The sequence below is a fragment of the Paenarthrobacter sp. PAE-2 genome (genome assembly GCF_026013155.1).
GTDB lineage: Bacteria > Actinomycetota > Actinomycetes > Actinomycetales > Micrococcaceae > Arthrobacter > Arthrobacter ureafaciens.
On sequence record NZ_JAPDNV010000018.1, the window covers coordinates 26,792 to 50,949 of the forward strand.

The 24,158-nt window shown below is 64.7% G+C and carries 25 protein-coding genes and 1 riboswitch; of the genes, 16 read left to right on the forward strand and 9 right to left on the reverse strand.

Translation table 11 applies throughout. From position 1 onward, the window contains the following. Nucleotides 1-42: 42 nt before the first annotated feature. Nucleotides 43-1,026: a TolB family protein gene (locus OCL88_RS12560; protein ID WP_264398861.1), complete on the reverse strand. Its 984-nt coding sequence runs from the start codon at nucleotides 1,024-1,026 to the stop codon at nucleotides 43-45. A 197-nt stretch (nucleotides 1,027-1,223) separates the two neighbouring features. Next, nucleotides 1,224-1,550 carry an ArsR/SmtB family transcription factor gene (locus tag OCL88_RS12565; protein ID WP_264398862.1) on the reverse strand — a complete coding sequence of 109 codons (327 nt, stop codon included), beginning with the start codon at nucleotides 1,548-1,550 and terminating at the stop codon, nucleotides 1,224-1,226. A gap of 37 nt (nucleotides 1,551-1,587) precedes the next feature. Here OCL88_RS12565 and OCL88_RS12570 point away from each other — a divergent pair, with 37 nt between their 5' ends. From OCL88_RS12570 to OCL88_RS12605, 8 genes are all read left to right on the forward strand, one after another. After that, nucleotides 1,588-2,019 (forward strand): zf-TFIIB domain-containing protein, encoded by a 432-nt coding sequence (locus tag OCL88_RS12570; protein WP_264450108.1) that lies wholly within the window; start codon nucleotides 1,588-1,590, stop codon nucleotides 2,017-2,019. A 172-nt stretch (nucleotides 2,020-2,191) separates the two neighbouring features. Beyond that, on the forward strand, nucleotides 2,192-2,518 hold the full coding sequence (locus tag OCL88_RS12575) for an ArsR/SmtB family transcription factor (RefSeq protein WP_168529357.1): 327 nt from the start codon (nucleotides 2,192-2,194) through the stop codon (nucleotides 2,516-2,518). A 98-nt stretch (nucleotides 2,519-2,616) separates the two neighbouring features. Next, nucleotides 2,617-4,578, forward strand: a complete 1,962-nt coding sequence (locus tag OCL88_RS12580; protein ID WP_168529359.1) for a heavy metal translocating P-type ATPase — start codon at nucleotides 2,617-2,619, stop codon at nucleotides 4,576-4,578. Continuing rightward, nucleotides 4,575-5,066 carry a signal peptidase II gene (gene lspA / locus OCL88_RS12585; RefSeq protein WP_168529361.1) on the forward strand — a complete coding sequence of 164 codons (492 nt, stop codon included), beginning with the start codon at nucleotides 4,575-4,577 and terminating at the stop codon, nucleotides 5,064-5,066. The genes OCL88_RS12580 and lspA overlap by 4 nt, the downstream gene beginning before the upstream one ends. A 5-nt stretch (nucleotides 5,067-5,071) precedes the next feature. Next, nucleotides 5,072-5,821 (forward strand): cytochrome c biogenesis CcdA family protein, encoded by a 750-nt coding sequence (locus OCL88_RS12590; RefSeq protein WP_168529363.1) that lies wholly within the window; start codon nucleotides 5,072-5,074, stop codon nucleotides 5,819-5,821. A gap of 38 nt (nucleotides 5,822-5,859) precedes the next feature. Next, complete coding sequence (locus OCL88_RS12595; RefSeq protein ID WP_168529365.1) at nucleotides 5,860-6,471, forward strand: TlpA family protein disulfide reductase; 612 nt, start codon at nucleotides 5,860-5,862, stop codon at nucleotides 6,469-6,471. A gap of 35 nt (nucleotides 6,472-6,506) precedes the next feature. Continuing rightward, complete coding sequence (locus tag OCL88_RS12600; RefSeq protein WP_168529367.1) at nucleotides 6,507-7,175, forward strand: vitamin K epoxide reductase family protein; 669 nt, start codon at nucleotides 6,507-6,509, stop codon at nucleotides 7,173-7,175. Between the two features lie 83 nt (nucleotides 7,176-7,258). After that, a complete protein-coding gene (locus tag OCL88_RS12605; protein WP_264398863.1) occupies nucleotides 7,259-8,689 on the forward strand; it encodes a TrkH family potassium uptake protein in 1,431 nt (476 codons plus the stop codon). A gap of 30 nt (nucleotides 8,690-8,719) precedes the next feature. Here OCL88_RS12605 and OCL88_RS12610 read toward each other — a convergent pair whose 3' ends face one another. From OCL88_RS12610 to OCL88_RS12630, 5 genes are all read right to left on the reverse strand, one after another. After that, nucleotides 8,720-9,514, reverse strand: a complete 795-nt coding sequence (locus OCL88_RS12610) for a M23 family metallopeptidase (protein WP_264398865.1) — start codon at nucleotides 9,512-9,514, stop codon at nucleotides 8,720-8,722. Between the two features lie 4 nt (nucleotides 9,515-9,518). Then, a riboswitch (cyclic di-AMP (ydaO/yuaA leader) is annotated at nucleotides 9,519-9,717 on the reverse strand. Between the two features lie 190 nt (nucleotides 9,718-9,907). Next, nucleotides 9,908-10,753, reverse strand: coding sequence for an SURF1 family protein (locus OCL88_RS12615; protein ID WP_168529369.1), 846 nt, complete (start codon nucleotides 10,751-10,753; stop codon nucleotides 9,908-9,910). After that, entirely contained in the window at nucleotides 10,750-12,369 is a 1,620-nt protein-coding gene (locus OCL88_RS12620) for a cytochrome c biogenesis protein ResB (RefSeq protein ID WP_168529371.1), read from the reverse strand. The genes OCL88_RS12615 and OCL88_RS12620 overlap by 4 nt, the downstream gene beginning before the upstream one ends. Then, on the reverse strand, nucleotides 12,366-13,334 hold the full coding sequence (locus OCL88_RS12625; RefSeq protein WP_168529373.1) for a cytochrome c oxidase assembly protein: 969 nt from the start codon (nucleotides 13,332-13,334) through the stop codon (nucleotides 12,366-12,368). The genes OCL88_RS12620 and OCL88_RS12625 overlap by 4 nt, the downstream gene beginning before the upstream one ends. 42 nt (nucleotides 13,335-13,376) lie before the next feature. Next, nucleotides 13,377-13,802 carry an ArsR/SmtB family transcription factor gene (locus OCL88_RS12630; RefSeq protein WP_168529375.1) on the reverse strand — a complete coding sequence of 142 codons (426 nt, stop codon included), beginning with the start codon at nucleotides 13,800-13,802 and terminating at the stop codon, nucleotides 13,377-13,379. 199 nt (nucleotides 13,803-14,001) lie between these two features. On the opposite strand from OCL88_RS12630, the gene OCL88_RS12635 reads away from it, so the two are divergent. The 6 genes from OCL88_RS12635 to OCL88_RS12660 all read left to right on the forward strand — a co-directional run bounded on the left by OCL88_RS12635 (nucleotide 14,002) and on the right by OCL88_RS12660 (nucleotide 19,563). Continuing rightward, nucleotides 14,002-16,113 carry a cytochrome c oxidase assembly protein gene (locus tag OCL88_RS12635; protein ID WP_168529377.1) on the forward strand — a complete coding sequence of 704 codons (2,112 nt, stop codon included), beginning with the start codon at nucleotides 14,002-14,004 and terminating at the stop codon, nucleotides 16,111-16,113. A 70-nt stretch (nucleotides 16,114-16,183) separates the two neighbouring features. Next, nucleotides 16,184-16,570 (forward strand): ArsR/SmtB family transcription factor, encoded by a 387-nt coding sequence (locus tag OCL88_RS12640; RefSeq protein ID WP_168529379.1) that lies wholly within the window; start codon nucleotides 16,184-16,186, stop codon nucleotides 16,568-16,570. Then, nucleotides 16,557-17,474, forward strand: coding sequence for a cation diffusion facilitator family transporter (locus OCL88_RS12645; protein ID WP_168529381.1), 918 nt, complete (start codon nucleotides 16,557-16,559; stop codon nucleotides 17,472-17,474). The genes OCL88_RS12640 and OCL88_RS12645 overlap by 14 nt, the downstream gene beginning before the upstream one ends. Further along, nucleotides 17,474-18,163 (forward strand): DsbA family protein, encoded by a 690-nt coding sequence (locus tag OCL88_RS12650; protein ID WP_168529383.1) that lies wholly within the window; start codon nucleotides 17,474-17,476, stop codon nucleotides 18,161-18,163. Before OCL88_RS12645 ends, OCL88_RS12650 begins: the two co-directional genes overlap by 1 nt. Nucleotides 18,164-18,257: 94 nt before the next feature. Continuing rightward, complete coding sequence (locus tag OCL88_RS12655) at nucleotides 18,258-18,872, forward strand: hypothetical protein (protein ID WP_168529385.1); 615 nt, start codon at nucleotides 18,258-18,260, stop codon at nucleotides 18,870-18,872. A gap of 73 nt (nucleotides 18,873-18,945) precedes the next feature. Then, nucleotides 18,946-19,563, forward strand: coding sequence for a copper resistance protein CopC (locus OCL88_RS12660; RefSeq protein ID WP_264962724.1), 618 nt, complete (start codon nucleotides 18,946-18,948; stop codon nucleotides 19,561-19,563). Between the two features lie 66 nt (nucleotides 19,564-19,629). On the opposite strand, the gene OCL88_RS12665 is transcribed toward OCL88_RS12660, so the two are convergent. Continuing rightward, a complete protein-coding gene (locus OCL88_RS12665; protein WP_168529430.1) occupies nucleotides 19,630-20,019 on the reverse strand; it encodes a hypothetical protein in 390 nt (129 codons plus the stop codon). A 504-nt stretch (nucleotides 20,020-20,523) separates the two neighbouring features. After that, complete coding sequence (locus OCL88_RS12670) at nucleotides 20,524-20,778, reverse strand: hypothetical protein (RefSeq protein WP_168529390.1); 255 nt, start codon at nucleotides 20,776-20,778, stop codon at nucleotides 20,524-20,526. 828 nt (nucleotides 20,779-21,606) lie between these two features. Between OCL88_RS12670 and istA the strand changes: the two genes are divergently transcribed. Next, entirely contained in the window at nucleotides 21,607-23,292 is a 1,686-nt protein-coding gene (istA, locus tag OCL88_RS12675) for an IS21 family transposase (protein ID WP_168529392.1), read from the forward strand. Then, a complete protein-coding gene (gene istB, locus OCL88_RS12680) occupies nucleotides 23,289-24,107 on the forward strand; it encodes an IS21-like element helper ATPase IstB (RefSeq protein ID WP_264962725.1) in 819 nt (272 codons plus the stop codon). The genes istA and istB overlap by 4 nt, the downstream gene beginning before the upstream one ends. Nucleotides 24,108-24,158: the final 51 nt, after the last annotated feature.

Here is a 24,158-nt window from a genome sequence, read left to right on the forward strand (position 1 = left end):
GCAACCACTGAAACCCAACGCGATGCCCGCAGCCGATGGTTCTCAGCGGAGTACTGCCGGTGACCAGGCGTGTTCGATAAACAGCGATGGTGCCGTGCCCGGATCCGTGCCGAGCTTCCAGATGTTGGTGTCCCCCGAGGTGGCCTCGTCGGCCAGCCCATACAACAGGGTCCGGTCATCGAGCCATTCGATCTGGTCATCGACGCTTCGCTTCTCCGCCAGGACCGTTTCCTGCCCGGTGGCAAGATCCAGCACCGCGACGGACCAGTGCGCCGCGAGCGGTTCGCCGATGTTCTTTTTGAAGGCGATCCGGGTCCCGTCCGGTGAAAGCGAGGGACATTCGACATTGTCGGCGATAGCGGTCAGGGTCCTGGCGCCGAGGGACCCGCGCACCAGCCAGATCCTGCCGGACGAAGCGGCGGTGGCGTAGAAAACGTCATCCTGCCCTGGCGCGAAGGTCACCCCCCAGATGTTCCGGTCGGCCGAGACAAGCCGTTCGCCATTGACCATCAGGGCGAAATCCTCAAGATTCACCGGACTGTCGGTCCCCTGCCTGATCTCCGTGGCGGTGGAAAACCCAGCCACGGCATACGAGTGGCCCGAGACGAACACGGTGGTCGCGATCCGTGATCCGTCGCCGCTGATCCGGGTCCGGCTCGGGATCCCGGACAACGGCCACGAACGCATCTGCTGCCACTGATCATCGAGCACCGAGACGTCGTAGGTCGTCACCAATCCGCGATTGGACCGAAGACACACCACGGTCCGCGCCGCACCGTACACCCGGTCGCACTGTTGCCCGCTGACAGCCCGGGCGCCACCGGGCGCCGCCAACGGCACCGTCGCCGCGTTGCCATACCCCTGGCCGGCCGCTGTGTTCCGGAAAAGGACAAACGGTTCCTGCGGCAAAGGCTGCCCAGCGACCACACCAACGTTCGGCGCGGCCAGGCGGCTCTGCTCAAACCGTTGAAACGCGCCCACCGCATACACGCCCGCCGCGGCCAACACCAGGACAGTGACAGCCAACAGGAGACCCCACCGGAGCTTTCCCGCCCCGAGCCCGCTCAAACCAGCCCCCGGAAACGCCCGTGCACAGCTACCTGCACCGACCCCGGCAAACTGAGGACGCCCACCTGGCCCACGCCGGCTCGCTCAGCAGGCGGGCCGGAGGCAAGCGTTCCTGCCGCCGCGCCCACTCCGGACGACAGAAGACCGCCCGGAACTCATGGCGTATCCCCGGGGGTGGTGCACTGGCAGACGGACTCCACCGCCAGAATGGTTCCCAGCAGGTCCTCAAGGGCATGCGCCAGTTTCGGGTCGGCGAGTTCGTACCGGACCCTGCGGCCCTCGGGCGTGGCCACGACAAGACCACAATCACGCAGACACGCCAAGTGATTGGAAAGGATCTGCCGGCTCACACCCACCAGCTCGGCCAGCTCCCCCGAATAAGCCGGGCCCTCCTTCAACCGCATCAGCACCGAGGCCCGGGTGGGATCCGCCAGAGCCTTGCCGAAGCGTGCCAGGACACCTGTTTCAATCGCAGTCTTCACAGGTTGATATTACAGGTTCTTGTGTAACAATGCCCCTATGCCGCCCACCGCGTGGCGGGATACGGCACAGTTCTTTCACGTTGCCGCGCCCAACCAACAGGAGCCCACCATCATGTCGTTCACACAACCCGGCGGAGCAGCGCAGGGCGCCACGATGCCCTGCCCGAAATGCGGTTCGACGATGCTGCCCATGCAACGCTTCGAGGTCACCCTCGAACAGTGCAGCGGCTGCAGCGGCATCTTCCTGGACCGCGGCGAACTGGAACAACTCATGGCCGCCGAAGCCAGGTTCTATGCCCAGCCACCTACCCCGCCCGGCTACACCCCCCAGCCTCCGCCCTACTACCCAGAGCAGGACCGCGGGCGCCAGGCCCCCGGAGGCTTCCTGCGCGACCTGCTCGGCGGGTCCACAGACCGCCGCCGGGGCGGCCATGGCGGCGGCGGACATCATGGCGGCGGCCACCACTAGCAATTCCTTCCGACCCCACGGCGCCTCCCTGGGGGCATGCCAGATCCAGTAGCGGTAGCCAGCCCGCGACCAGAGCGGCCTGGTCTGTGCAGGAAATTGGTCTGGCAGGCCAAGGCCGCCCCCTTAATGTACATAATTGCGTGTATTCACGATTCAATGTACTTTTAAGGACATGGAAACCCTGACCCACGCCCCCGTGCTCGCGCGGTTCGGTTACGCCGTGTCGGACCCCACGAGAGCCCGGATCCTGCTGGCCCTGACCAGGGAACCGGCGTACCCCTCCAAACTGGCAGAGACCTTGGGTGTTTCCCGGCAGAACATGTCCAACCACCTGACGTGCCTGCGCGGCTGTGGCCTGGTCGTGGCCCTACCCGATGGTCGCCGGACCCGGTACGAGCTCGCCGATGCCAGGCTCAGCCATGCCATCACGGACCTGCTCGGTGTGGTTCTGGCGGTTGATCCCGCCTGCTGCGCCCCTGAGAGCCCCTGCCCTGCCTAACAACTGATGGAAGCCCCGCGGGGACCGACCCGACAGGCCCCTGAATTGTCCTGGAGGGCTGGTCCCGGGTTTTACCGCGACATGATGGAGAGACGACGATGAGCGACGCCTGCTGCAACCACGACGAACCTGAAGATGAGGGGGAAACGAGCGAGAAGTACGCCGAGAAGCCTGGTTTCTGGCGGAGCACAGAAATCCGGGCTGCCCTGGTTGCCGGCGTGCTGCTGCTCGCCGCCTGGATCACTTCGGTCGCAGGTGCCGGGGACTGGGTGACACTGCCGTTGGAGGTGGCGGCGTTGCTGGTTGCCGGGTGGACGTTCGTTCCTTCTGCTCTCCGCCGGCTTCTCAAGGGAAAGATCGGCGTCGGTACCCTGATGACCATCGCGGCGCTGGGTGCCGTCGCTCTGGGGCAAGTCATGGAGGCGGCAACGCTGGCGTTCCTGTATGCCATCTCCGAGGGTCTGGAAGAATACTCGTTGGCGAAGACCCGCCATGGGTTGCGGGCCCTTCTGGACTTGGTGCCCAAGGAGGCCACCGTTCTGCGCGCCGGCCAGGAGGTGACGGTCGATCCCCGGACTTTGGCGATTGGTGACAGACTCATCCTCCGCCCAGGCGAACGACTGGCCACCGACGGAACCGTCCTGACCGGCAGGACGGCCCTGGATACCTCTGCCTTGACCGGCGAATCCGTTCCCGTCGAAGCGGGGCCCGGCACGGCGGTCTTTGCCGGATCGATCAATGGCACCGGCGCCTTGGAGATCGAGGTCACGAGCACTTCGGAGTCAAATTCCCTCGCACGGATCGTGCATATTGTCGAGACCGAGCAGTCCCGCAAGGGCTCAAGCCAGCGACTGGCCGACAGCATCGCACGGTGGCTGGTACCTGGCATCTTGATCGTGGCCGCTCTGATCGCCGGTTACGGTTTGGTGGTCGGGGAACCGGCGCTGTGGTTTGAACGGGCTCTGGTGGTCCTCGTTGCCGCGTCCCCGTGCGCGCTGGCTATTTCTGTTCCGGTCACCGTTGTCGCCTCGGTCGGCGCCGCCAGCCGTATCGGTGTCCTGATCAAGGGTGGCGCCGCGGTGGAATCCTTGGGGCGGATCCGCACGATCGCCCTGGACAAAACGGGCACGCTGACCCGGAACCAGCCGGCAGTCGTCGACGTCGTTTCCGTAGAGGGGTCGACCAATGATCATGTCCTTGCAGTTGCTGCAGGTCTGGAGTCACGCTCGGAGCACCCTTTGGCAAAGGCCATCCTGGCAGCCAACCCCACCCCGCCTCCAGCGGTGGATGTTGAGACCGTGCCCGGTGCCGGCGTCCGGGGTGTCGTGGCGGGCACAACGGCCCGACTAGGCCGCCCGGGCTGGATCGAACCGCAGGCCCTGACCGCGGATGTCACTCGGATGCAGGAAGCCGGGGCCACCGCGGTCCTGGTCGAGGAATCAGGACAGCTCATTGGCGCGATCGCGGTCCGTGATGAGCTTCGTCCCGAAGCCGCCTCGGTCATCCGGGAGCTGACCCGGCACGGCTACGAAACCGTCATGCTTACCGGAGACAACGAAATCACGGCTGCGTCCCTGGGCCGGGAGGCCGGGATCACCGAAGTCCATGCCGGTCTTCGTCCCGAGGACAAGGCCACGATCATCCGTGTGCTGCAGACCCGGCAGCGGACCGCGATGGTCGGTGACGGCGTCAATGATGCGCCCGCCCTGGCCACGGCCGACGTCGGAATCGCCATGGGGGCGATGGGCACTGACGTGGCCATCGAAACCGCCGACGTTGCCTTGATGGGCGAGGACTTGAACCACCTGCCCCAGATGATGCTGCACGCACGCAGGACACGGGCCATCATGCTGCAGAATGTGGGGATGTCCCTGGCCCTGATCGCCGTGCTGATTCCGTTGGCCCTGTTCGGTGTGCTGGGCCTTGCTGCAGTCGTGCTGATCCACGAACTGTTCGAGGTTGTTGTCATCGGCAACGGTATCCGTGCCGGACGGGCCAAGGCTCTTCCGACGGGCACCGCCACACCGTCTTCGTTGAGTAACGCTCCGGTGTCCGCGTGAGCGCAATACACATCCGTCGTTCGCGGACGGGACGGGCTTTTCTGGGATTGGCAGCCCTGGGCTTGGCCGCCATGGACCTGGTGGTCAAGACCCTGGTCGTGGTCACCATGGCCGATGGAAGGACGGCCGACCTTGGACTTTTCAATCTGCGCCTGCATTACAACACCGGGGTCGCCTTCAGCCTCGGCTCGTCGTTGTCGCCCTGGGTTGTCGTGGCAGCGACGGCCGTCATTGTCGCGGGCATTGCCGTGTTCCTGTTCCGCTCGGTCCCCGGATACAACCGTCTGTCCCGGGTCGGGGCCGCCGTGTTGCTCGGCGGTGCGATGGGAAACCTGATCGACCGCTTGGACGGGGCGGGCGTTGTTGACTACCTCCACACCGGCTGGTTCCCTACCTTCAACCTCGCGGATGTGTTTGTTGTCGGCGGGGTCGGCCTGCTGATCCTGGGCTACCTGCGCCCTCCCGCCAAGCCCCGGAGTGGTGACTGATATTCATGGGTATTGGTGACTTCTTCGCTTCCACGGTGGTCTCCGGGGCCCTGGTCATGGCACTGCCGTTGGCCGCTATCGCGGGCCTCGTGTCCTTCCTCTCTCCCTGCATCCTGCCCTTGGTGCCTGGCTACCTCGGCTTCGTCTCGGGGCTCACGGACCCGACCCAGCCCCGCAACAGGCGCCGGGTCCTGGCCGGGGTTGCACTCTTCATCCTCGGATTCGGGGCCGTGTTCACCCTGTACGGGGCGGCGTTCGGGGCCATCGGGTCATGGCTGTTGCGCTGGCAGGATCCACTCATGCGGGTCCTGGGCGTCATTGTGATCCTGATGGGGTTGGTGCTGCTGGGACGGTTCTCCTGGCTGCAGCAGACCCGTAAGTTTCAATTGCCCGGAAGCGGCGGGTTATCCGGCGCTCCGCTGCTGGGTGTGGTGTTCGGGCTGGGCTGGACGCCGTGCATGGGTCCCACACTCAGCGCCGTGCTGAGCCTGAGCGTGACGTCGGCGAACGCCTGGCGCGGGGCGTTGCTGGCGTTCGTGTACTGTCTTGGACTCGGTATCCCGTTCCTGCTGGTCGCGCTGGGCCTGAACTGGGTGTCCAAGGCCCTCGCGGTCATCCGCCGGCACATCCGGGCCGTCAATATCGGCGGTGCCGTCATGCTCATCGTCCTGGGCATCCTGATGGTCTCCGGGATCTGGGTGCAATGGATCTACCAGCTCCAAAACCTCGCCGGAACCTTCCTCATGCCCGTCTAACCCAATGAACACCCCGACACATGCAAAGGCCCCAACCGATGACCCCACACCTCCCACCCAATCCCCGCCCCGCACGCCGCACCGTGCTCGGCCTGGGCGTGGCCGTGATGGCCCTGGCCGGCTGCGGGTCCAAGGACAACCTGGCCCAACAGGCCAACGCCGGAGACAACAAGAACTACATAGCCGGCGACGGTTCGGTCAACGAATACCCTCCCGGGTCCCGCGGGGCCCCCGTCACCTTGGAAGGTGAACTGTTCAGCGGGGAGAAAGTCACCGCACGGGACTGGGAAGGCAAGGTGGTCGTCCTGAACTTCTGGTACGCGGCCTGCGCCCCCTGCCGCGTGGAAGCACCGGACCTGGCAGCCCTGTCGGCGGAGTTCAAAGACCAAGGCGTGCTGTTCTACGGCGTCAACGTCCGCGACGATGCCGCCACGGCCGCGGCCTTCGAACGGACCTTCAACATTGCCTACCCGAGCTTTGATGACAGCGACGGCAGCGTGCTCCTGGCCATGACCGAGTACGTCCCGCCCCGCGCGGTTCCCACGACGCTGGTCCTGGATAAGCAAGGACGCGTCAGCGCCCGCATCCTCGGAGCAACCCAGAAGGGCACACTGAAGGCCCTGATCACCTCAGCCGCGGCCGGAACCTGAACCGGCCACCGCCGGCAACAATGAAGGACACACCCATGTCGACCACCACACCCCTGGCCGGGACTGGCCCCGTCGGGGACACCGCCCCGGCGGCCGCCAGAGACGCCGCACCCGTGCTGATGACCCGCGACAGGCCCCTCGGCTGGCTTCTCGTCGTCACCGGAGCCCTTGGCTGGCTGGCCTCCGGGATCCTGGTCCTGGAGAAACTCCAAAAACTGAGCAACCCCGGGTATGAGACCGTCTGCGACATCAACCCGTGGATCTCCTGCGGCCAGGTCATGCAAACCTGGCAAAGTTCGGTCTTCGGGTTCCCGAACATGTTCATCGGTATCGTGGCGTTCGCCGTCATCATCACCGCCGGCATGGGCCTGCTGTCCGGGGCGGTCTTCGCGCGCTGGTATTGGCTCGGACTCCAAGCCGGTGTCACGCTGGGCTTCGCCTTCGTCATTTGGCTCTGGTCCCAGGCACTGTACGCGATCCACGTCCTGTGCCCGTTCTGCATGGTCGTCTGGGCGGTGATGATTCCGCTGTTCGTTTGGGTCACCGCACGGAACATCACCCACGGCATCATCACCATCCCAGCCCGGGCGGCGCGCGTCGTCGGCGAATCGGGCTGGGTCGTGACCGCTCTGCTCTACGTCGCCGTCGCTGCGAGCATTTTCTTCGCCTTCCTCCACGTCTTCGTGGGCACCCCCGGCCTTTAGCAGCCCCACCCCCCGCTGCGCGGCAGCCATCGAGGGAATCTCCTGTGACGGACAGGGTCCGTCCCGACCAAGGACCACGGCGCATGGAGCAGAAGCAACGCCCGGATCACCACCGTCCCGGACCGCGGCCGGTCCCAGGGCCCAACCGGCCCACCGTCCTCACCGGACTGCGTGATTTCGTCGACTCGATCGCGAACACGTCCCCGGCCCGTCTGGCGTTCACGGTCTTCGTTTTCGTGATTCTGCTCTTTACCGGCCTGCTGTCCTTGCCGGCTTCCTCCGCATCGGGTGAAGCCACGCCCCTGCACCAGGCCATGTTCACCGCAGTGTCAAGCGTCTGCGTCACGGGCCTGACCGTCGTCTCAACAGCCACGCACTGGTCCTTCTTCGGGCAACTGGTCATCCTCATAGGCATCTTCGTGGGTGGTTTGGGTACCTTGACCCTCGCCTCCCTGCTGGCCCTCATGGTCAGCAAGCGGCTTGGCGTCCGCGGCAAACTCATTGCCCAGGAAGCCATGAACAACGCGGGCCGGCTCGGTGAAGTGGGTACCCTCCTGCGGATCGTCATTGTCACGTCCGTGGTGATCGAGGCCGCCCTTGCCCTGGCTCTGATTCCCCGGTTCATGCTCCTGGGCGAACCGTTCTGGCAGTCGGTCTGGCACGGGGTGTTCTACTCGATTTCCTCCTTCAACAACGCCGGCTTCACGCCCCACTCGGACGGCATTGTCCCCTACGAGACAGACCTCTGGATCCTCATCCCGCTCATGCTGGGAGTGTTCCTGGGCAGCCTCGGCTTTCCCGTGGTGATGGTCCTCCAGCAGAACGGCCTGAACTGGAAGAAGTGGAACCTCCACACCAAGCTCACCATCCAGGTGTCCTTCATCCTGCTGCTGGCCGGAACGGTCCTCTGGGCTTTGATGGAGTGGGACAACGTGCGGACCATCGGCACCATGCCGGCCGGCGAGAAGGTTGTCCATTCGCTGTTCGCCTCCGTGATGACACGGTCCGGCGGGTTCAACCTGGTGGACCAGAACCAGCTGGAGCCCACCACCATGCTGCTCACGGATGCGCTCATGTTCGCCGGCGGCGGTTCCGCTTCCACGGCCGGTGGCATCAAAGTGACCACCATTGCCGTCATGTTCCTCGCCATTGTGGCCGAGGCCCGCGGTGACGCCGACGTCAAGGTCTACGGCCGCACCATCCCCCAAGGCACCATGCGGGTGGCCATCTCGGTCATCGTTGCCGGAGCCACCCTGGTTTCCGTTGCAGCTTTCTTGTTGCTTTCCATCAGCGGCGCTTCACTGGACAGGGTGCTCTTTGAAACCATTTCCGCCTTTGCCACCGTGGGACTGAGCACCAACCTCAGTGCCGAGCTGCCGCCGTCGGGCGTTTACGTCCTCACAGCCCTCATGTTCGCCGGCCGGTTGGGCACGGTCACCCTTGCTGCGGGTTTGGCTCTGCGCCAGCGCAGCCAACTGTTCCACTACCCGGAAGAGCGGCCCATCATTGGCTGAGAACCTGACGGCAGACGCCGAAGCCAGGGGTTAGAGCCATCCCTGGGGGTTGACGGTCTGCCCGTTGAGCAGGACCTCAAAGTGCAGGTGGCAGCCGGTGGAGTTTCCGGTGGTCCCGGCCGCTGCGATCCGTTGACCCGCACCGACGGTCGCGCCCACCGCGGTTTCGATGGCGGCCAGGTGGTTGTAGGTGCTTTTGAGTCCGTTGCCGTGGTCGACCACGATCCGGTTTCCGCCGCCATAGGGTGACCAGCCGGCCTCCACAACAGTCCCGGCGCCAGCAGCGAACACAGCGGTTTGGCAGGCCGCGACGAGATCCTGGCCCGTGTGAAGTTCACCGGTTCCGGTGATCGGGCTGGTTCGGATGCCAAACGGCGACGCAATGGACATGCTGGCCAACGGCGCTCCGAGCCGGCCCGAGGAAGCAGCAGGGGACGTACTGGCTGCCTTGGGTGCAGCCACAGCCCCGGCAGCCGCTACCGGCGCCTTCGCGGGCGGGGCCGCCTTGGTGGTGACGCCCGGGCGTTCGAAACTGATCGAGGCCCCCGCCGAGGCCTGCACCGGCGCGGCCGTTGCCGCGGAAGCTGCCACCTGTTCGGTGGTGGCGGTGGGAGCCGGGTTGGCGTGGGCGGCGGTCAGCGCGACGGTGAGGACCGTGGCCACGCCCAGGGTCGTCGCGGCTGTCACCTGTTTGCCCCGGCTCCAGGTCATGCCGCTGGCTGAGGCGTGGCGGGGTGTTCGGGTGGCCGCGGTCCGGGAGGCCGGCAACGCCATGATGGCGGTGGTGGGTTTCCGGCGGCGGCCATGGGGAGATGAAGATGCCACGCAAGGATCCTTTCGATCCGCCTGCGAAGTTAGCTGTCGGGTTCGGGCCAAGGAACAAGCCCGGCCGTGCATCGAGTGCCCTCTGGCCTTCGACGAACGGCTTCACCCCAAGGCAGACTGGCTGCCGGTTCTGGGTCCTCCACCCCCGCCGCGGAAAAAGATCGTTGATCAATGCCACCGGCGGGGTTCAGCGTGCGGCATCAAAGGCTTTTATTACAGAAAAACCTGAATCAATAGTAGCGACAAAGCCCGATCGTTACAATTCCGTGACCAGGGCACTCCATGGCGTGTCACGACCGGCCGGGTGTCCTCGCTCGGGATCCACCATACCTGAAGGGATCTTCAGATGATCAGTCGAGGTGGCCCTCGAGTCCTTCGTGTCCGGCGTCCCGGTCAAAGGCCCAGGGAGTCCAGCAGGGCATCTTCCTCTTCGGCTCCCCGGCGGGCTCGCCGGGGCCGCGTGGAGCGGACTTCCCCCTGGTCTTGACCGTCGGCTTGGTCGTGTTCCTCGGCCCTGATGCGGGCGTGTTGCCGGGCCATGTAGCCGAAGCCGACGAAAGCCAGGACCCCGAAGGTGATCCATTGCAGGGCGTAGGAAAGATTGGATCCTTCCTTCACGGCCGGGGCGGCCAGGGGCTGCGGCACGTTTCCCGGCTGCGGGGATTCGGAGGCCATCAGGCCATAGCTACCGGTCATGAGGGGGTAACCGATTTCCTGCTGGTAGCCGGCCAGGTCGATGCTGGCCAGCTGGCCGGCGGGAGCGTCACGGCCCAGGTCAGGTTCGGCCGGTTTGATCCTCACCACGGCAGCCACCTGCCCTTCCGGTGGGGCGGGCACGCTGTCCGGGTAACCGGGGCGTTGGTTCCCGATCGGCAGCCACCCTCTGTTGATGACGATGGTTTCGCCGGTGGCGAGCCGGAAGGGAACGACGACTTCGTAGCCGGGCGCGGAATTGTTGGGCCGGTTGCGGATGATCCGCTGGTCCCGGGGCAGGTAGCGGCCTTCCACGGCTACGGTCATCCATTTGGCATCGGGTGCGGGATTGTTGAAGTGTGCCCGGGCCTCAGCGAAGGGAACCGGTGGCTTGTCGTAGTTCTCCTGGACCCGGCGGATCTCCGCGACCGCCTGGTTCCGGCGGTCCATTTGCCAGTTTCCCAGGGCAAGGCAGGCCGCGGCGAAGGCCGCGGCGGCCAGGAGGTATCCCGCCCAGCGCCAGGACAGCAGAAAGCGGTAACTCACGGGGCGTCCTCCTGTCCCCAGTGCCGGGTCAGCAGCGAGCGGATGGCTGTTGCTTCCGGGGCCAGCCGGTGGTCCTCGCCACGGGCCAGGAGGCCGTATTCGACCATGGTCCTGCCATCCTCGGTGTTCCCGGCCCGGACCCAGACACGGCGCCGGTTGATGTACAGGGAGATGATCAGTCCGAGCACGGCGAGGCCGGAGAACACCAGAACCCCTGCCTGGCCGGGGTCGCTGCGGACGTCGACGCCGATGTAGCGCTTGAGGCCGTCGAAGCTGATGCTTCCCTTGCCCTCGGGCAGCGTATAGGTGGCCCCGGGGCCCAGCGTGATGCCTTTGGCGGGGAGGTCGCGGCCGTTGAGCTGGGTCAGGTTCTTCACGTCCAGGCTGTACACGTTTTGAGGTTGCCCGGTATCCAGCCCGAGGTCTCCGTAATAGGAATTCAGGTTCAATTGGGGGTTGAACGGGTCCGGATCGAAGCTGTAGGCCACGCCCGCCTCGTTGGTGACCGCCGAGGGCAGAAAGAATCCGACGAACCCCAGCTGGGAGGGGGCCGCGTCGGGGGCTTTGATCACGACGGTGGAAGTGTAGACGCCGTCGTTGGGGATGGAGACCACAGGGCCGCTGAAGGCGGTCTTTCCGGTGCCGTCCTTGATGGTGACGACGGGTGCGTAGCCGTTGCCCACCAGGAACATTCCGGTAGCGCCGAAATAGACCGGTTCGTTGACTTTCAGGATCTGCTGCCGCGTTGTGCCCTCCGCGCCGTCCTTGGTGGTCAAGGTGGCGGTGAAGTCAATCGGCTGGCCGAACTGTTTGGTTGATTCACGGTCGAAGCGGACATCGAAGTTTTCCAGGGTGACGGCGAACGGGGCAAGGGTGGCGGCGTCGAAATTGGTCCCCGGGGTGAAGGCATCGTAGCTGACCAGGGTGTTGACGAAGGTACCGCCCTCGATAATGATTTTTTGTCCGCGGTAGCCGAACATCCCACCGATCGCGACGCAGACCAGCACCCCGATCAACGAGGTGTGGAAGAGCAGGTTCCCGGCTTCCCTCAGGTAACCGCGTTCGGCTCCCACGGAGGGCAGGTCCCCGTCAGCGTCGCGGACGTGGACGCGGTAGCCGCGCTCCTTGAGCAGCCTGGCGGCGTCAGTGACCGCTTGTGCCGCCGGAACCGCGGCGTCGGCGGGCAGGATGAGGGTCCCGTAGTGGGGCAGCCGGGAGAGCCGATTGGGAGTGCGCGGTGGTTGTGAGCGCAGGGCCTTGTAGTGGGCCCTGGCCCGCGGGGTAACGCAACCGATCAACGACAGGAAGAGCAGGAGGTAGATGGCGGAGAACCAGGCGGAGGCATAGACGTCGAACAGTTGCAGCGCGTCGAGGATTTCACCGTATTCAGGGTTGTCTTTGATGTAGCGGGTCACCAGGGCCGGGTTGGCCGGGCGTTGGGGAAACAACGATCCCGGGACGGCGGCGATGGCCAGCAGGAGCAGCAGGAACAGGGCCGTTCGCATGCTGGTCATCTGCCGCCAGGCCCAGCGCAGCATGCCCCTGGCGCCCAGCGGCGCCGTGACGGGCAGGGTTTCTGTGGTCCGGACGGGTCCCGGAGACTGGCGGGCCGTCATCGTTCGCGCACCGGGCGGTTGGCCAGCTGGCGCAGGTACTCGTTGTAGGCATCTAGGTCCGGGTCCCCTGCCACCGCGGCGCTCCGGTCGGCTTTGACCCATCCCCGGGCCTCCTCGCGCTGCCAGCGCACGAGGATGAACATCAGCAACAGCACCCCGGGCAGTTCCCCGTAGGACCAGGCCAGGCCGCCGGCCAGACCCTGGTCCGCCATGACGTCGAGGTTCCAGCTGGCCGGCGGGTTCGCGAAGAAACGGACCATGGGCGCGGTGGCCATCATGATCACGACACCGAAGAAGGCGTGTAACGGCATTTCGGCGAAGATGTCCAGCATCCTGCCGAAATGTGTCTGGCGGGTGGGCAACGGATCCGCAGAAATCAGTGGGACGGTGAACAGGATACCGGAGGCAAGGAAGAGCAGTTCCAGGCCCACGTGGCCGTACCAGTTAGGCAGCAGCAGGTCAGCGATCCCGGAGAAATACACGCCGTAGAAGCTGAGCAAAAACAACGGCACCATGAAGGCGGGGTGGATGGCCAGCCTGCCCCAGCGGGAACGCAGCCCCCAGAGGGCAATCTTCAGGACCGGGGTTCCCAGACGGTTGTGCGGGGTGGCGCGCAGCAGCAGCGTTCCCGGCGACCCGATGACCAGCAATGGCGGGACGGCCATCATGAGTGTCAGTTGCTGGAACATGAAGATGGAGAACATCCGCAGGCCGTAGCCTTCGATGCCGGCACCCATGATGATGATGATGGCCAGGCAGCCGAACAGGAAGGAAATGGTGCGTACGACCGGCCAGTGCCGTCCCTGTCGCCAGAGCTTGATCGCCCCGGCCAGATACAAGAGCGCTGCCAGCAACGTCAGCGCGGGGATCAGCGGTACAGGTTGCAGGTTGGGGGAAAGGTATTCGCCCAGGGAGGGCGGCAGTGATGGCAGCCAGACGGGGCCGGCGACTCCCGGGTCATCCATGACTGGACTCCTGCCGGGCCGGTACCTGCCGCCGGGTGGGGGCTACTGGGTGCTGACGGCCTTGAGGCGCTCCTGGCCGGCGTGTCCGACGTGGGTCAGGCCGAGGTCCAGGAGCATGCGTACGTGCGCGTCGGCCAGGGAGTAGTAGGCCATGCGCCCGGCCCGGCGAACCTGCACGACGCGCGGTCCGCGCAGCAGGCGCAGCGCATGGGAGACACCGGATTCGCTCAGCCCGGTGGTTGCGGCCAGGTCGCACACGCACATCTCCCCTTCGAGCAGGGCGATGAGGATCCGGACCCTGCCCGGATCCGAAAGGAGTCCGAAGATCACGGCGAGATCGGTGACGTCGGATTCCTCGGGCATCCGTGACCGGACGGCCTCGACCTTGTCGGCGTCGACCAGACGGACGGCGCATTCGCTGCCCGACGGCGCGGGCGTGCTGCGGGCTGCCTGTATTGTTCCGGTCATTCATCAAGACTACCTCTACCTGCTAATGCTTCGCATTTGCCTTCGATCCCGCCGCTGCCGGACTGGACCAGGGCAGCGGTACGATTAAACGTCTGAATAACTCTACAGATAATCTGGAATCGTGCCGGACCCGTGTCGGTGCGACTTGGCCCCGCTCAGTGATGCGGGGTCAGGCCCGGATCACCAGTAAGGACTCAACGTGGCTTTGAAGGCCCCCGCCGCCGGCGGCAGTGCCGCCGTCTCGCCGAAATTGCGCTGGCTGGCGGTGGCCGGTGCGATTGCCGTGATCGTCGTTCTCTTGGCGACCGCCTATGGCAGGGGAAGTCTCCCGGCGGAGACCCGTGATCCGGGGGCATTGGTCCGTTGGGGTTACGGCGTGGCCCAGACCATGCAGAACGTTGCCGCTGCGGCCACGATTGGCGCCCTCATTTTCGCGGCCTTCATCGTTCCACCACTGGCCCGGGGCCGCCGCCGTGGCCTTTGCACCGACTCCCGCGGGCCGGACCTGTCGGCGGCGCAGCTGTCGGCCGAAGCCGAACACCCGGCCTTCTCGCGGATCATGGTCCTGGCCTCCGTGTCGAGCCTTGCCTGGACCGTGTCGGCGCTGGCCGTACTGGTTTTCAGCTTCTCGGACATCGCCGGCATCCCGCTCTCGGGCAGCGCGCAATTTGCCGCGCAACTGACCTCCTATGTCACGGAACTGCCCAATGGCGCCGCGTGGTTGTGGGTGGTCATCATTTCCGCGTCCGTTGCCACCCTGACCTTCGGAGTCCGGTCCGTGAACGGGTTGGCCCTGACGGCACTGCTGGCCCTGGGTGGACTGCTGCCGGTGGTGCTGATCGGTCACGCCGCCGGCGGGAGTGATCACGAGCAGGCGATCAACTCGCTGGGCCTGCACCTGGTCGGTGTATGTCTGTGGTTCGGCGGGTTGATTGCGCTGGCCGTGGGTGGAACCGCGCTGGGCAAGGACACCGCCGAGGTCCTTCGCAGGTTTTCCACCCTGGCCGGCTTCTCCTTCGCCCTCGTCGTGGCCTCGGGCATCGTCAACGCCACGATACGGATCGATTTCCCCTCAGGGCTCGCCTCCCCCTACGGGGTGCTGCTGATGGCCAAGACGGCCGCAGCCATCGCACTGGGAGCCATTGGCCTGCTGCACCGCAAACGCCTCATCCCGGCGCTGAGCGTGAAATCCGGAAACGGAAAGTCCACTGCGCTCTTGTGGCGGTTCATCGTCGTCGAGCTGCTGATCATGGGTGCGGTCAGCGGCCTGGCCGCCGCGCTCAGCCGCACCCCGCCACCGGCGGGGGAAGACATCCGCCCCGCCCTGACCAAAGCAGAAATCCTGACCGGATATCTGCTTCCACCCGAACTGACGCCAGAGCGCTGGTTTACCATCTGGCGCCCGGACTGGCTGTGGATTGCCTTCGCCGTCCTGGCCGCGTACCTCTACCTGGCCGGAGCCCGGCGGCTGCGCCGCCGCGGGGACGCCTGGCCCTGGGCCCGGAGCGTACTCTGGCTGATCGGGCTGGTTGCCCTGGTGTTCTTCACCTCTGGCGGGCCCTCGGTTTACGGGCGGATCCTGTTCAGCGCCCACATGCTCGACCATATGGCGCTGACCATGATCGTCCCGGTCTTCCTGGTCCTCGGCTCCCCCGTCACCTTGGCCCTGCGTGCCATGAAACCGCGGAAGGACGGCTCCAGGGGTCCACGCGAGTGGACCATGGTCGTGGTCCATTCCAAGGTGGCCGCCGTCGTGACGCACCCGCTTTTTGTTGCCGCCAACTTCGCCGGCTCCATCGTGCTGTTCTACTATTCCGATGCCTTTGGCTTCGCCCTGCGCGAGCATGTTGGCCACGAACTGATGACCGTGCACTTCCTGATCACCGGATACCTGTTCGTCCTGTCCATGATCGGAACCGATCCGATCCCCCGCAGGGCCCCGTACCCGCTCCGGCTGCTCCTGCTTCTGGCCACCATGGCTTTCCACGCTTTCTTCGGTGTCACCCTGATGGGATCGACCACTCTGATCCAGCCTGAATGGTTTACGGAACTGGGCCGTGAATGGGGCGCATCGGCGCTCGATGACCAGCAGATGGCCGGTGCCATCACCTGGGGCATCGGCGAAATACCAACCCTGCTCATCGCCGTCGGCGTGGCGGTCATGTGGTCACGTTCGGACGCCCGCGAAACGCGCCGCAGCGACCGGGCGGCTGCGCGGACCAACGACGCCGACCTCGACGCCTACAACGCCATGCTTGCCCGACTGGAGGAACGCGACGAGAGGAGCCAGCGCCATGGCGGCCGAGGCTGACCCAGACGACAAACATGACATGTATAGTACAGAATGTTCTGAATCCAGATGTTCCTGTACTATCGCGGGTATGCGGATCCTTTCGACAATCGACGTCATGGCCCGGTTCGGCAAGGCCCTGGCTGACCCGACGCGTGCAGCGGTGCTGCAGGAACTCAAGGACGGGCCGGCTTTCCCTGCCGATTTGGCCGAGACCATTGGTGTCAGCCGGCAGATCCTGTCCAACCACCTGGCCTGTCTTCGTGACTGTGGCCTGGTCGCTGCCGAACCTGTTGGTCGGCGCATCCGGTACGAACTCGCCGACGCAAGGCTCGGCCACGCCCTGAATGACCTGCTGGACACCATTTTGTCGGTCGACCCGGCGGGCGATTGTGTCGATCCCGGGTCCGCCCCGTCCACGGAAGCGCGTTCCGCCGCTTCCCACGATCCTTTGGAGGTCCGCCATGAGCGGTCATGACCACGACCACGCGGCTGAGGCTACCGCGCGGCGCGGCAAACTGATCACGGTCTTCGCCATCACGTTCACCGTGATGATCGCCGAGATCATCGGCTCCGTGCTCACCGGCAGCCTGGCGCTGCTGGCTGACGCGGGGCACATGTTCACCGATTCAGCCGGCCTGCTGATAGCACTGATCGCAGCCTCCCTGGCCTTGAAACCAGCCACCCTGCAACGGACCTGGGGTTACAAGCGGGCCGAAATCATTGCTGCCGCGGGACAGGCGGCGCTGCTGCTGGCCGTGGGCGGCTTTGTCATCGTCGAAGGCATCCGGCGCCTCTTCGAGCCCCCCGAAGTCGGCGAATCCATGATGCTCTGGTTCGGCATCATCGGCTTGGCGGGCAACGCGGTGGGCCTGCTCATCCTGGCCTCCGGACGGAACCACAACTTCAACATGAAGGCCGCCTTCCTTGAAGTCCTCAACGACGCGCTGGGCTCTATTGCCGTCATCACCGCCGCCATCATCATTGCCGTGACCGGGTGGCTGCAAGCCGACGCGCTTGTGTCCTTGCTCATCGGGGTCCTCATTATCCCGCGTACCATCAAACTGCTGCGTGACACTGTCAGCGTCCTGATGGAATCCACTCCCAAGGGCCTGGACCTGGCCCTTGTCCGTGAGCACATCCTGGCCCTGCCGCACGTGATCGATGTCCATGATCTCCACGCCTCCCTGGTCGCTTCCGGAACACCCGTCCTGTCAGCTCACGTGACAGTGGAAGACAACTGCATGATTGACGGGCACGCAGCCACGATCCTGGCGGACCTGCAGGATTGCGTGGCAAAGCACTTCGACATCAGCGTCGAACACTCCACCTTCCAGATCGAGCCCGCCGCCCACCGCGACCAGGAAAGCATCCACCACTGATGACACAAACAAAAACGCCTCCCCCGCCCATGGACACTGCCAAGAAGGCCCGGATCTTCATCTGGGTACTGCTCGGTGTCCTCGTCACCATCGGCGTGATCTGGTACACCGTTTTCTCCCTCACCAAACCCGACCCCACCGCCGCCGCACCAGCCGCCGAAGCCCAACTCGTTCGGGACGACAGCCACCGCGTCACCGCCCCGGTCACCGAGAAGGCCCAACTGGTCGAGTTCCTTGACTTCGAATGCGAGGCATGCCTCGCAGCCCAACCCCTGGTCGAGGAACTGAAGAAGGAATTCGGGGACCGCATCACGTTCGTCAACCGCTACTTCCCGCTCCCGGCGCACAAGAACTCCGCCAACGCCGCACTGGCCGTGGAGGCCGCAGCACAACAAGGCAAGTACGAGCAGATGTATGCCAAGATGTTCGAAACCCAGTCCCAATGGGGTGAGAAGACCGACTCCCAGGCACCCCTGTTCCGGACCTTCGCCCAGGAACTTGGCCTCGACCTGGCCGCCTACGACACCGCGGTGGCCGATGACAAAACCAAGGAACGCATCAGGAAAGACATCGCCGACGGCACAGCGCTTGGCGTCAAAGGCACTCCCACGTTCTTCCTCAACGGCGAAATGCTCACCCTGAACTCCAAGGAACAATTCCGGCAACTACTCGCCGACGCGGCCAAGTAACAGGCCCACCCCTCGGACGGGCCTGCCCAAGCTCCGCGGCCCGTCCCTATCCTTGACCCACCTGACCAAACCCGCTGAAAGGACCGGTGCGACGATGAAAGCTGTACGCGCACCGTTCCTTCTGCCCCGCGCCGCCGGTGTCGCCCTGACGGTCCTTGTGCTGGCCGCGGCGGCCCACGTCCTGGCAGGAGGCGAACTGCCCGCCCTGCCGGTCCTGTCAGCCCTGGCGGCAGTGGTGACCCTGACGGCCGTCGTCCTGGCCGGACGGAAAATGACGACACCGGTACTGGCCGCGTACCTGGGCATCTGCCAGGCCGCCCTGCACCTGGCCTTCTCCGCCCTCTCAGGACCCGGCACCCCGGTAAATGACCTTTCCGGGCACCACCCTGCGGTGCTTGGTCCGGGCCCCGGCGGCGGAGGTGTGCCCGGGGTCCACGATCATCTCAGCGCGGACATGAGCGCCGGGATGCTCGCCATGCACGTCGCAGCCGTCATGGCCACGGCACTGGTGATGGCCAAGGGCGAAGCCGCAGTTTGGGCTTTGGCTTCCTGGCTGCGGCCGTTGGTGGACCCACCCGCGGCGGTTTCGATCAGGACACCGCATTTTGTCGTTCAGGCTGATGCAGACCTTCTTCGGTTGCGGCCCGGGAGGCCGGAACGGCCGCCGGCGCGGGGACCACCCTGGCCCGCCGCCGCCTTCACGCCCTGAGCCATGGGTTCGGGGCGTTGCTCGCGCGCACACTCGCAAGCCGCCATCTCACCGAACAGAAATGCAGAACACCATGAATCCCCGAAACAAACGACGCTTCCGCCTGCGCCTGGCACTCGCCGCCGCAGTGCTGCTCCCGGCCTTGTCGGCAGCGCCGGCCATGGCCCACGACGCCCTAGAGTCCACCGTCCCGGCCGCTGACACTACAGTCACCACGGCTCCAGGCGTGGTATCCCTGACGCTCTCCGAGCCTCCGATGGACGCAAGCCAGCTCAACCTCAGCGTCATTACCGTCACCGACGAGGCAGGAAAAACGCTCAGCGACGGCAAAGTCACCGTCGAGGGAGCGACCATCTCCACCGCCATCACAGCCGGGACCAACGGCCCCTACAAGGTTCTGTGGAGGACAGTCTCTTCCGACGTCCACCCGATCGAAGGCACCTACACCTTCACCGTCCAAGACCCGGCACAGGCCGTCACAGCCACACCGTCCGCGGCACCGACACCGACGCCAACGGCGACTGAAAGCGCAACTCCGGCCGCAGCCACGAATCAGTCGCCGCCAGAAGCTGCGCGGCCTGACGACTCGAACGCTCCCATGGCGGTAGGAATCGCAGCAGCCATCCTCGCGGTAGCGGCAGTGGTTTTCTTCATCGCCCGTAAGCGCCGGGACAAAACACCAGCCCAGTAATACCGCTGCTCACAACGGCCGGCGCCCGTCAGACCGCAAAACCCCGGGTCTGGCGGGCGATCGTGTTTATTCCAACGTTGCCGATGCGCGCCGGCGTGCCACGGCGCGCGAGATCACGGCAGCGATGACTCCCGCGACCATGACCAGCAGGGAAGCCAAGCCGACATAAAACACGACATTGGAAAGACCAGACGGCGCTGATGAACCATCCACAACGGCCATGATGCTAAGCCAGTACGCGACCGTGGCGAGCACCCATAAAACGCCGGCAGCAGCCGTCAGCCACGTCCAGTGCGAAAACCACGACCGACGGTGCCCGTAAGAGAAGGCAACGGCTATCGCCACCACACCAGCCACAGCAAGCAGCTGCAATCCAAAAACGTACGGCCCGGCAAAGAGCCCCACAGGCACACACAGACCACCCACGAGCACGAGCCGCCGCGCAGCCAGTGGCATCCTGGCGGCCTCGGTCACTGGTACAGACGCACTTGCATCAGGCTCTGGGGACATCCTCTAGCAACTCCTCGGGGAAATAACGGCGCCACTACCGACTCCGTTGGAAGACACTGGGCGCGTCTCAGGAGCCAAACGACCCCATCAGCCCAATATATGAACATACTTTCATATAGTTGGCCGCCGGATCACCCTGACAAAACCAAGAGGCAGGGTCACGGAACAGTTCACCCTACGTATCCTGTGCAGGCTCGCCAGTGTTCGGGGCCTCGACCGTCATGATCGGTTTGAGAGCGGTGACACGATCAGGGGGTCAGGATCTAGCGACAGTGGTCCTTCGCTGGGGATGGCTGCTCGACTCCCTCAGCCATGGCACCACCAACCAGGCCGATGCTTGCAGGGTGTGGGTCCACGTTTTCCGGTACCGTGCGATAGCGCTCAGGCCGCGTCAGGTCACACAGGCCCGGCAGTCGAGTGCCATTCGGGCAATACCAGGAACCGGTCGGGCTAATCCGTGCCCAGGTCCGAGACGGCCTCCACGCTGCCGCCGCGGAGCCGGTGTGTCTCATGCAGTTTCGCGAGCCGCTCCGGGTCGTTGAGTAGGTCATCGGGTACGTCCACGATCTGGGCGGTTTGCCCCTCAAGGGGCTGGATCTCGTGCCAGAGTGGTGGCCCTTCGCCCTCAACGGACGGTACTGGGCCCGGCTCCGGGCCTATGGCGAGAATCTTGCCGTTCTCGTCGCTGATGACGGTACATTTCATGGTGCTCCCCTAGCGCAGCGCTGTGATCAGGAGACGGTAGCTGGCGCCGTATGAGCTCTCAGCTCGCAAATCAGCGAAATACGTGAGCCTGTCACGGCTTTGGCTGAATCCGTTGCTGAGCGTCGTCACGCCACCTGTTGACGTCACTATCGAAGGTGGCATGGCAACAGCCAGGATGGCGGGCCCGAAAGCGCGATCCTCCCACCAGAAGGAGTGACGGACGGTCGCTCCAGGTGCAATGTAATTGCCGAGAATCCCACCTTGTGGGAGGAACCATTGATTCATTGTGAAACCTCTTGCTAGATCCGGGACATGGGCAGCGCGGTAGTTAGACCTTGGCACCGGCAGTCCGCGATGACAAGACCCAGATCTTCTCTGCACTTCGGTTCCAAACCGAGCGCAGCGAGAAGACCCGGGCCACAGGACTTCGTCGCGTTATGTCAGCGCCTCCGAAGCTGCCGTCATGAGCCTGGACGTATCAACCCACGGCTTTGCCAGTCTTGAATCAACTCACCTGCGCCCGCGGAGTTGTCTCACGCCCCTACCGGTAGGTCGCGACCCTGAACTCCTCTACTTCGGTAGGACGGGCCGCCTTTCGAGTTCCGCTCTATGGGTTTCGTGGCATCGCCGATGGAGTCAGAACCGTAGAATCCTTAAGTGCTTGCGATACTGGGTACTGCAGTGACTGTGACAGGTTTGGATGGCCCCGGTAGGACGGTTATTTCTGGCCCCACTTCGTGACTTGCCGGGGTTTCGTGACGGTTATATGTGGCCCCACCTTCAACGTTGTTTTCATCAGTGGATGGATGCGGCGGAGGGTTGGTCCGGATGGAGTCAAGGGTGGAGTTGTTCGCGCGGATTCGACGGGATGCCCGGGTTGAGGGTTTGTCTGTTCGTGCGTTGGCGGTCCGTCATAAGGTGCACCGTAGAACGGTTCGCCAGGCGTTGGAGGCGGCTGCTCCTCCGGAGCGAAAGCCGAGGCGGGGTGTTGCGTGGCGGTTGGAGCCGTTCAAGGGCGCGATCGACGAAATGCTTATCGGTGACACGACTGCGCCTCGGAAGCAGCGGCATACGGCCCGGAGGATTCTGGCCCGGCTGATAGAGGAGCACGGAGCGACCGAGCTGTCGTATTCCACGGTGAGGGATTACGTGCGGGTCCGTCGGGCGCAGATCGATGTCGAGGCTGGACGCAGGGTAGAGGTATTCGTTCCGCAGGAACATGCACCTGGGGCTGAAGCGGAGGTTGATTTCGGCGAGGTCTTCGTCGTGCTCAACGGAGAGAAGACCAAGTGCCACATGTTCGTGTTCCGGCTATCCCATTCGGGGAAGTCCATTCATCGGGTGTATCCGACCCAGGCCCAGGAAGCCTTTCTTGAGGGCCATATCGAGGCGTTCAATGAGATCGGCGGTGTCCCGGTCAAGCACATCCGCTATGACAACCTCACGAGCGCTGTTACTTCGGTGTTGTTCGGGCAGGGCAGGAACCGGCAGGAGAACGATCGTTGGGTGTTGTTTCGGTCTCACTATGGGTTCGATGCCTTTTATTGCCAGCCAGGTATTGCCGGGGCGCATGAAAAGGGTGGGGTTGAAGGAGAAGTTGGGTGGTTCCGCCGGAACCGGCTCACCCCGATGCCAGTCGTTTCGTCCCTGGATGAGCTCAACAGCAGGATCAAGGGTTGGGAATTACTGGACGAGGGCCGCCGGATCAATGACAGGATCAGGACCATTGGTCAGGATTTCGCTGCGGAGCAGTCTTGTTTGGCGTCGTTGCCGGTTGAGGTTTTTGATCCTGGTCTGGTGCTGAGTCCGCGGGTGGATCGTTCCTCGATGGTGACCGTTCGGATGGTGAAGTACTCGGTTCCTGCGCGGTTCATTGGGCGCCGTGTGAGGGTGTCGTTGCGTGCTTCGGAGGTCGTGATTTTCGATGGTCTCGTGGTGGTGGCCAGGCATCAGAGGATCGCTGCCCGGACAGGGTGTTCGGTTCAGTTGGATCACTATCTGGAGGTCTTGAAGACCAAGCCCGGCGCGTTCCCGGGTTCCACGGCTCTGGCGCGGGCGCGGGAGTGCGGCGCGTTCACCAGTGCTCATGAAGCATTCTGGGGCGCCTCGCGGAGGGTCAACGGCGATGCTGATGGGACCCGGGAACTGATTGATGTGCTGTTGCTGCATCGTTGCATGGACGCCGGTGACGTCGAAGCGGGGATCATTGCCGCTCTTGCTGTGGGGGCGGTCAGCGCCGATGTCGTCGCGGTCGAAGCCCGCCGGCACGCCGCCGAAGCCACCTCGGCGGGTGGGGCCAATACGGGCCGTCATCTCGGTCCACCCGCGGTCCGGGAAGTGCAACGGGTTGTCAGCCTGACTCAGCGCCGCCTGATGGACCCGGCTGCCGTCATCGCTGGGCTGCCACACGATACCCGACCGCTGCCCACGGTCAACGCCTATGACGAACTGCTCGCAAAGCGCAGCTCACACACCACCGAACAGGGATCAGCGTCGAAGGAGAACATCTCATGAGTCCCACCGCACCGGCCGCCACCATCACCCCGACGCTACGCCGGCGGCGCGGCCTGACCGAACAAGCGGCGATCGCGGCCGTGGACCAGGCCTGCCGCCGGCTCCGCCTGCCTACCGTCCGGGCCGTGTTGAACGAAGCCCTCAGCGTTGCCGGGAAGGAACAGCTCACTTATAAGGGGTTCCTGGCCGAACTGCTGCTGGCAGAATGCGACGACCGGGACAGGCGGTCCTCGATCCGCAGGGTGAAAGCTGCTAACTTCCCGCGGAACAAATGGCTTGGGGATTTCGATTTCGACGCCAACCCGAACATCAACCCCGCCACGATCCACACCCTCGCGACCGGGGACTGGATCCGCAAAGGCGCCCCGCTCTGCCTAATCGGCGATTCCGGGACCGGCAAATCCCACCTGCTGATCGGGTTGGGCACGGCCGCCGCCGAACAGGGCTACAGAGTTAAGTACACGCTCGCGACACGTCTCGTGAACGAGCTCGTCGAAGCCTCCGACGAAAAGGTCCTGGCCAAGACGATCGCCCGCTACGGCAGGGTCGATCTGCTCTGCATCGATGAGCTCGGCTACATGGAACTGGATCGCCGCGGCGCCGAGCTGCTGTTCCAGGTCCTGACCGAGCGCGAAGAGAAGAATTCGATTGCGATCGCCTCCAATGAATCATTTTCGGGCTGGACCAAAACGTTCACGGACCCAAGACTCTGCGCCGCGATCGTGGACCGGTTGACCTTCAACGGAACGATCATTGAAACCGGCACCGATTCCTACCGCCTCGCCCACACCCTGGCCCAACAAACCGCAGGCTAGCCAGAGATCGGTCACCACCCGGGTTGAATAGGGCACTGAATCTGTCGGTGG

Bases quoted from the DNA above. Each gene is read 5' to 3' on its own strand.
- OCL88_RS12570 (WP_264450108.1), top strand. From the start codon at position 1,588: ATGCCGCCCACCGCGTGGCGGGATACGGCACAGTTCTTTCACGTTGCC.
- OCL88_RS12575 (WP_168529357.1), top strand. From the start codon at position 2,192: ATGGAAACCCTGACCCACGCCCCCGTGCTCGCGCGGTTCGGTTACGCC.
- OCL88_RS12580 (WP_168529359.1), top strand. From the start codon at position 2,617: ATGAGCGACGCCTGCTGCAACCACGACGAACCTGAAGATGAGGGGGAA.
- OCL88_RS12590 (WP_168529363.1), top strand. From the start codon at position 5,072: ATGGGTATTGGTGACTTCTTCGCTTCCACGGTGGTCTCCGGGGCCCTG.
- OCL88_RS12595 (WP_168529365.1), top strand. From the start codon at position 5,860: ATGACCCCACACCTCCCACCCAATCCCCGCCCCGCACGCCGCACCGTG.
- OCL88_RS12600 (WP_168529367.1), top strand. From the start codon at position 6,507: ATGTCGACCACCACACCCCTGGCCGGGACTGGCCCCGTCGGGGACACC.
- OCL88_RS12605 (WP_264398863.1), top strand. From the start codon at position 7,259: ATGGAGCAGAAGCAACGCCCGGATCACCACCGTCCCGGACCGCGGCCG.
- OCL88_RS12620 (WP_168529371.1), bottom strand. From the start codon at position 12,369: ATGACGGCCCGCCAGTCTCCGGGACCCGTCCGGACCACAGAAACCCTG.
- OCL88_RS12625 (WP_168529373.1), bottom strand. From the start codon at position 13,334: ATGGATGACCCGGGAGTCGCCGGCCCCGTCTGGCTGCCATCACTGCCG.
- OCL88_RS12630 (WP_168529375.1), bottom strand. From the start codon at position 13,802: ATGACCGGAACAATACAGGCAGCCCGCAGCACGCCCGCGCCGTCGGGC.
- OCL88_RS12640 (WP_168529379.1), top strand. From the start codon at position 16,184: ATGCGGATCCTTTCGACAATCGACGTCATGGCCCGGTTCGGCAAGGCC.
- OCL88_RS12645 (WP_168529381.1), top strand. From the start codon at position 16,557: ATGAGCGGTCATGACCACGACCACGCGGCTGAGGCTACCGCGCGGCGC.
- OCL88_RS12650 (WP_168529383.1), top strand. From the start codon at position 17,474: ATGACACAAACAAAAACGCCTCCCCCGCCCATGGACACTGCCAAGAAG.
- OCL88_RS12655 (WP_168529385.1), top strand. From the start codon at position 18,258: ATGAAAGCTGTACGCGCACCGTTCCTTCTGCCCCGCGCCGCCGGTGTC.
- OCL88_RS12660 (WP_264962724.1), top strand. From the start codon at position 18,946: ATGAATCCCCGAAACAAACGACGCTTCCGCCTGCGCCTGGCACTCGCC.
- OCL88_RS12665 (WP_168529430.1), bottom strand. From the start codon at position 20,019: ATGCCACTGGCTGCGCGGCGGCTCGTGCTCGTGGGTGGTCTGTGTGTG.
- OCL88_RS12670 (WP_168529390.1), bottom strand. From the start codon at position 20,778: ATGAAATGTACCGTCATCAGCGACGAGAACGGCAAGATTCTCGCCATA.
- istA (WP_168529392.1), top strand. From the start codon at position 21,607: ATGGAGTCAAGGGTGGAGTTGTTCGCGCGGATTCGACGGGATGCCCGG.
- istB (WP_264962725.1), top strand. From the start codon at position 23,289: ATGAGTCCCACCGCACCGGCCGCCACCATCACCCCGACGCTACGCCGG.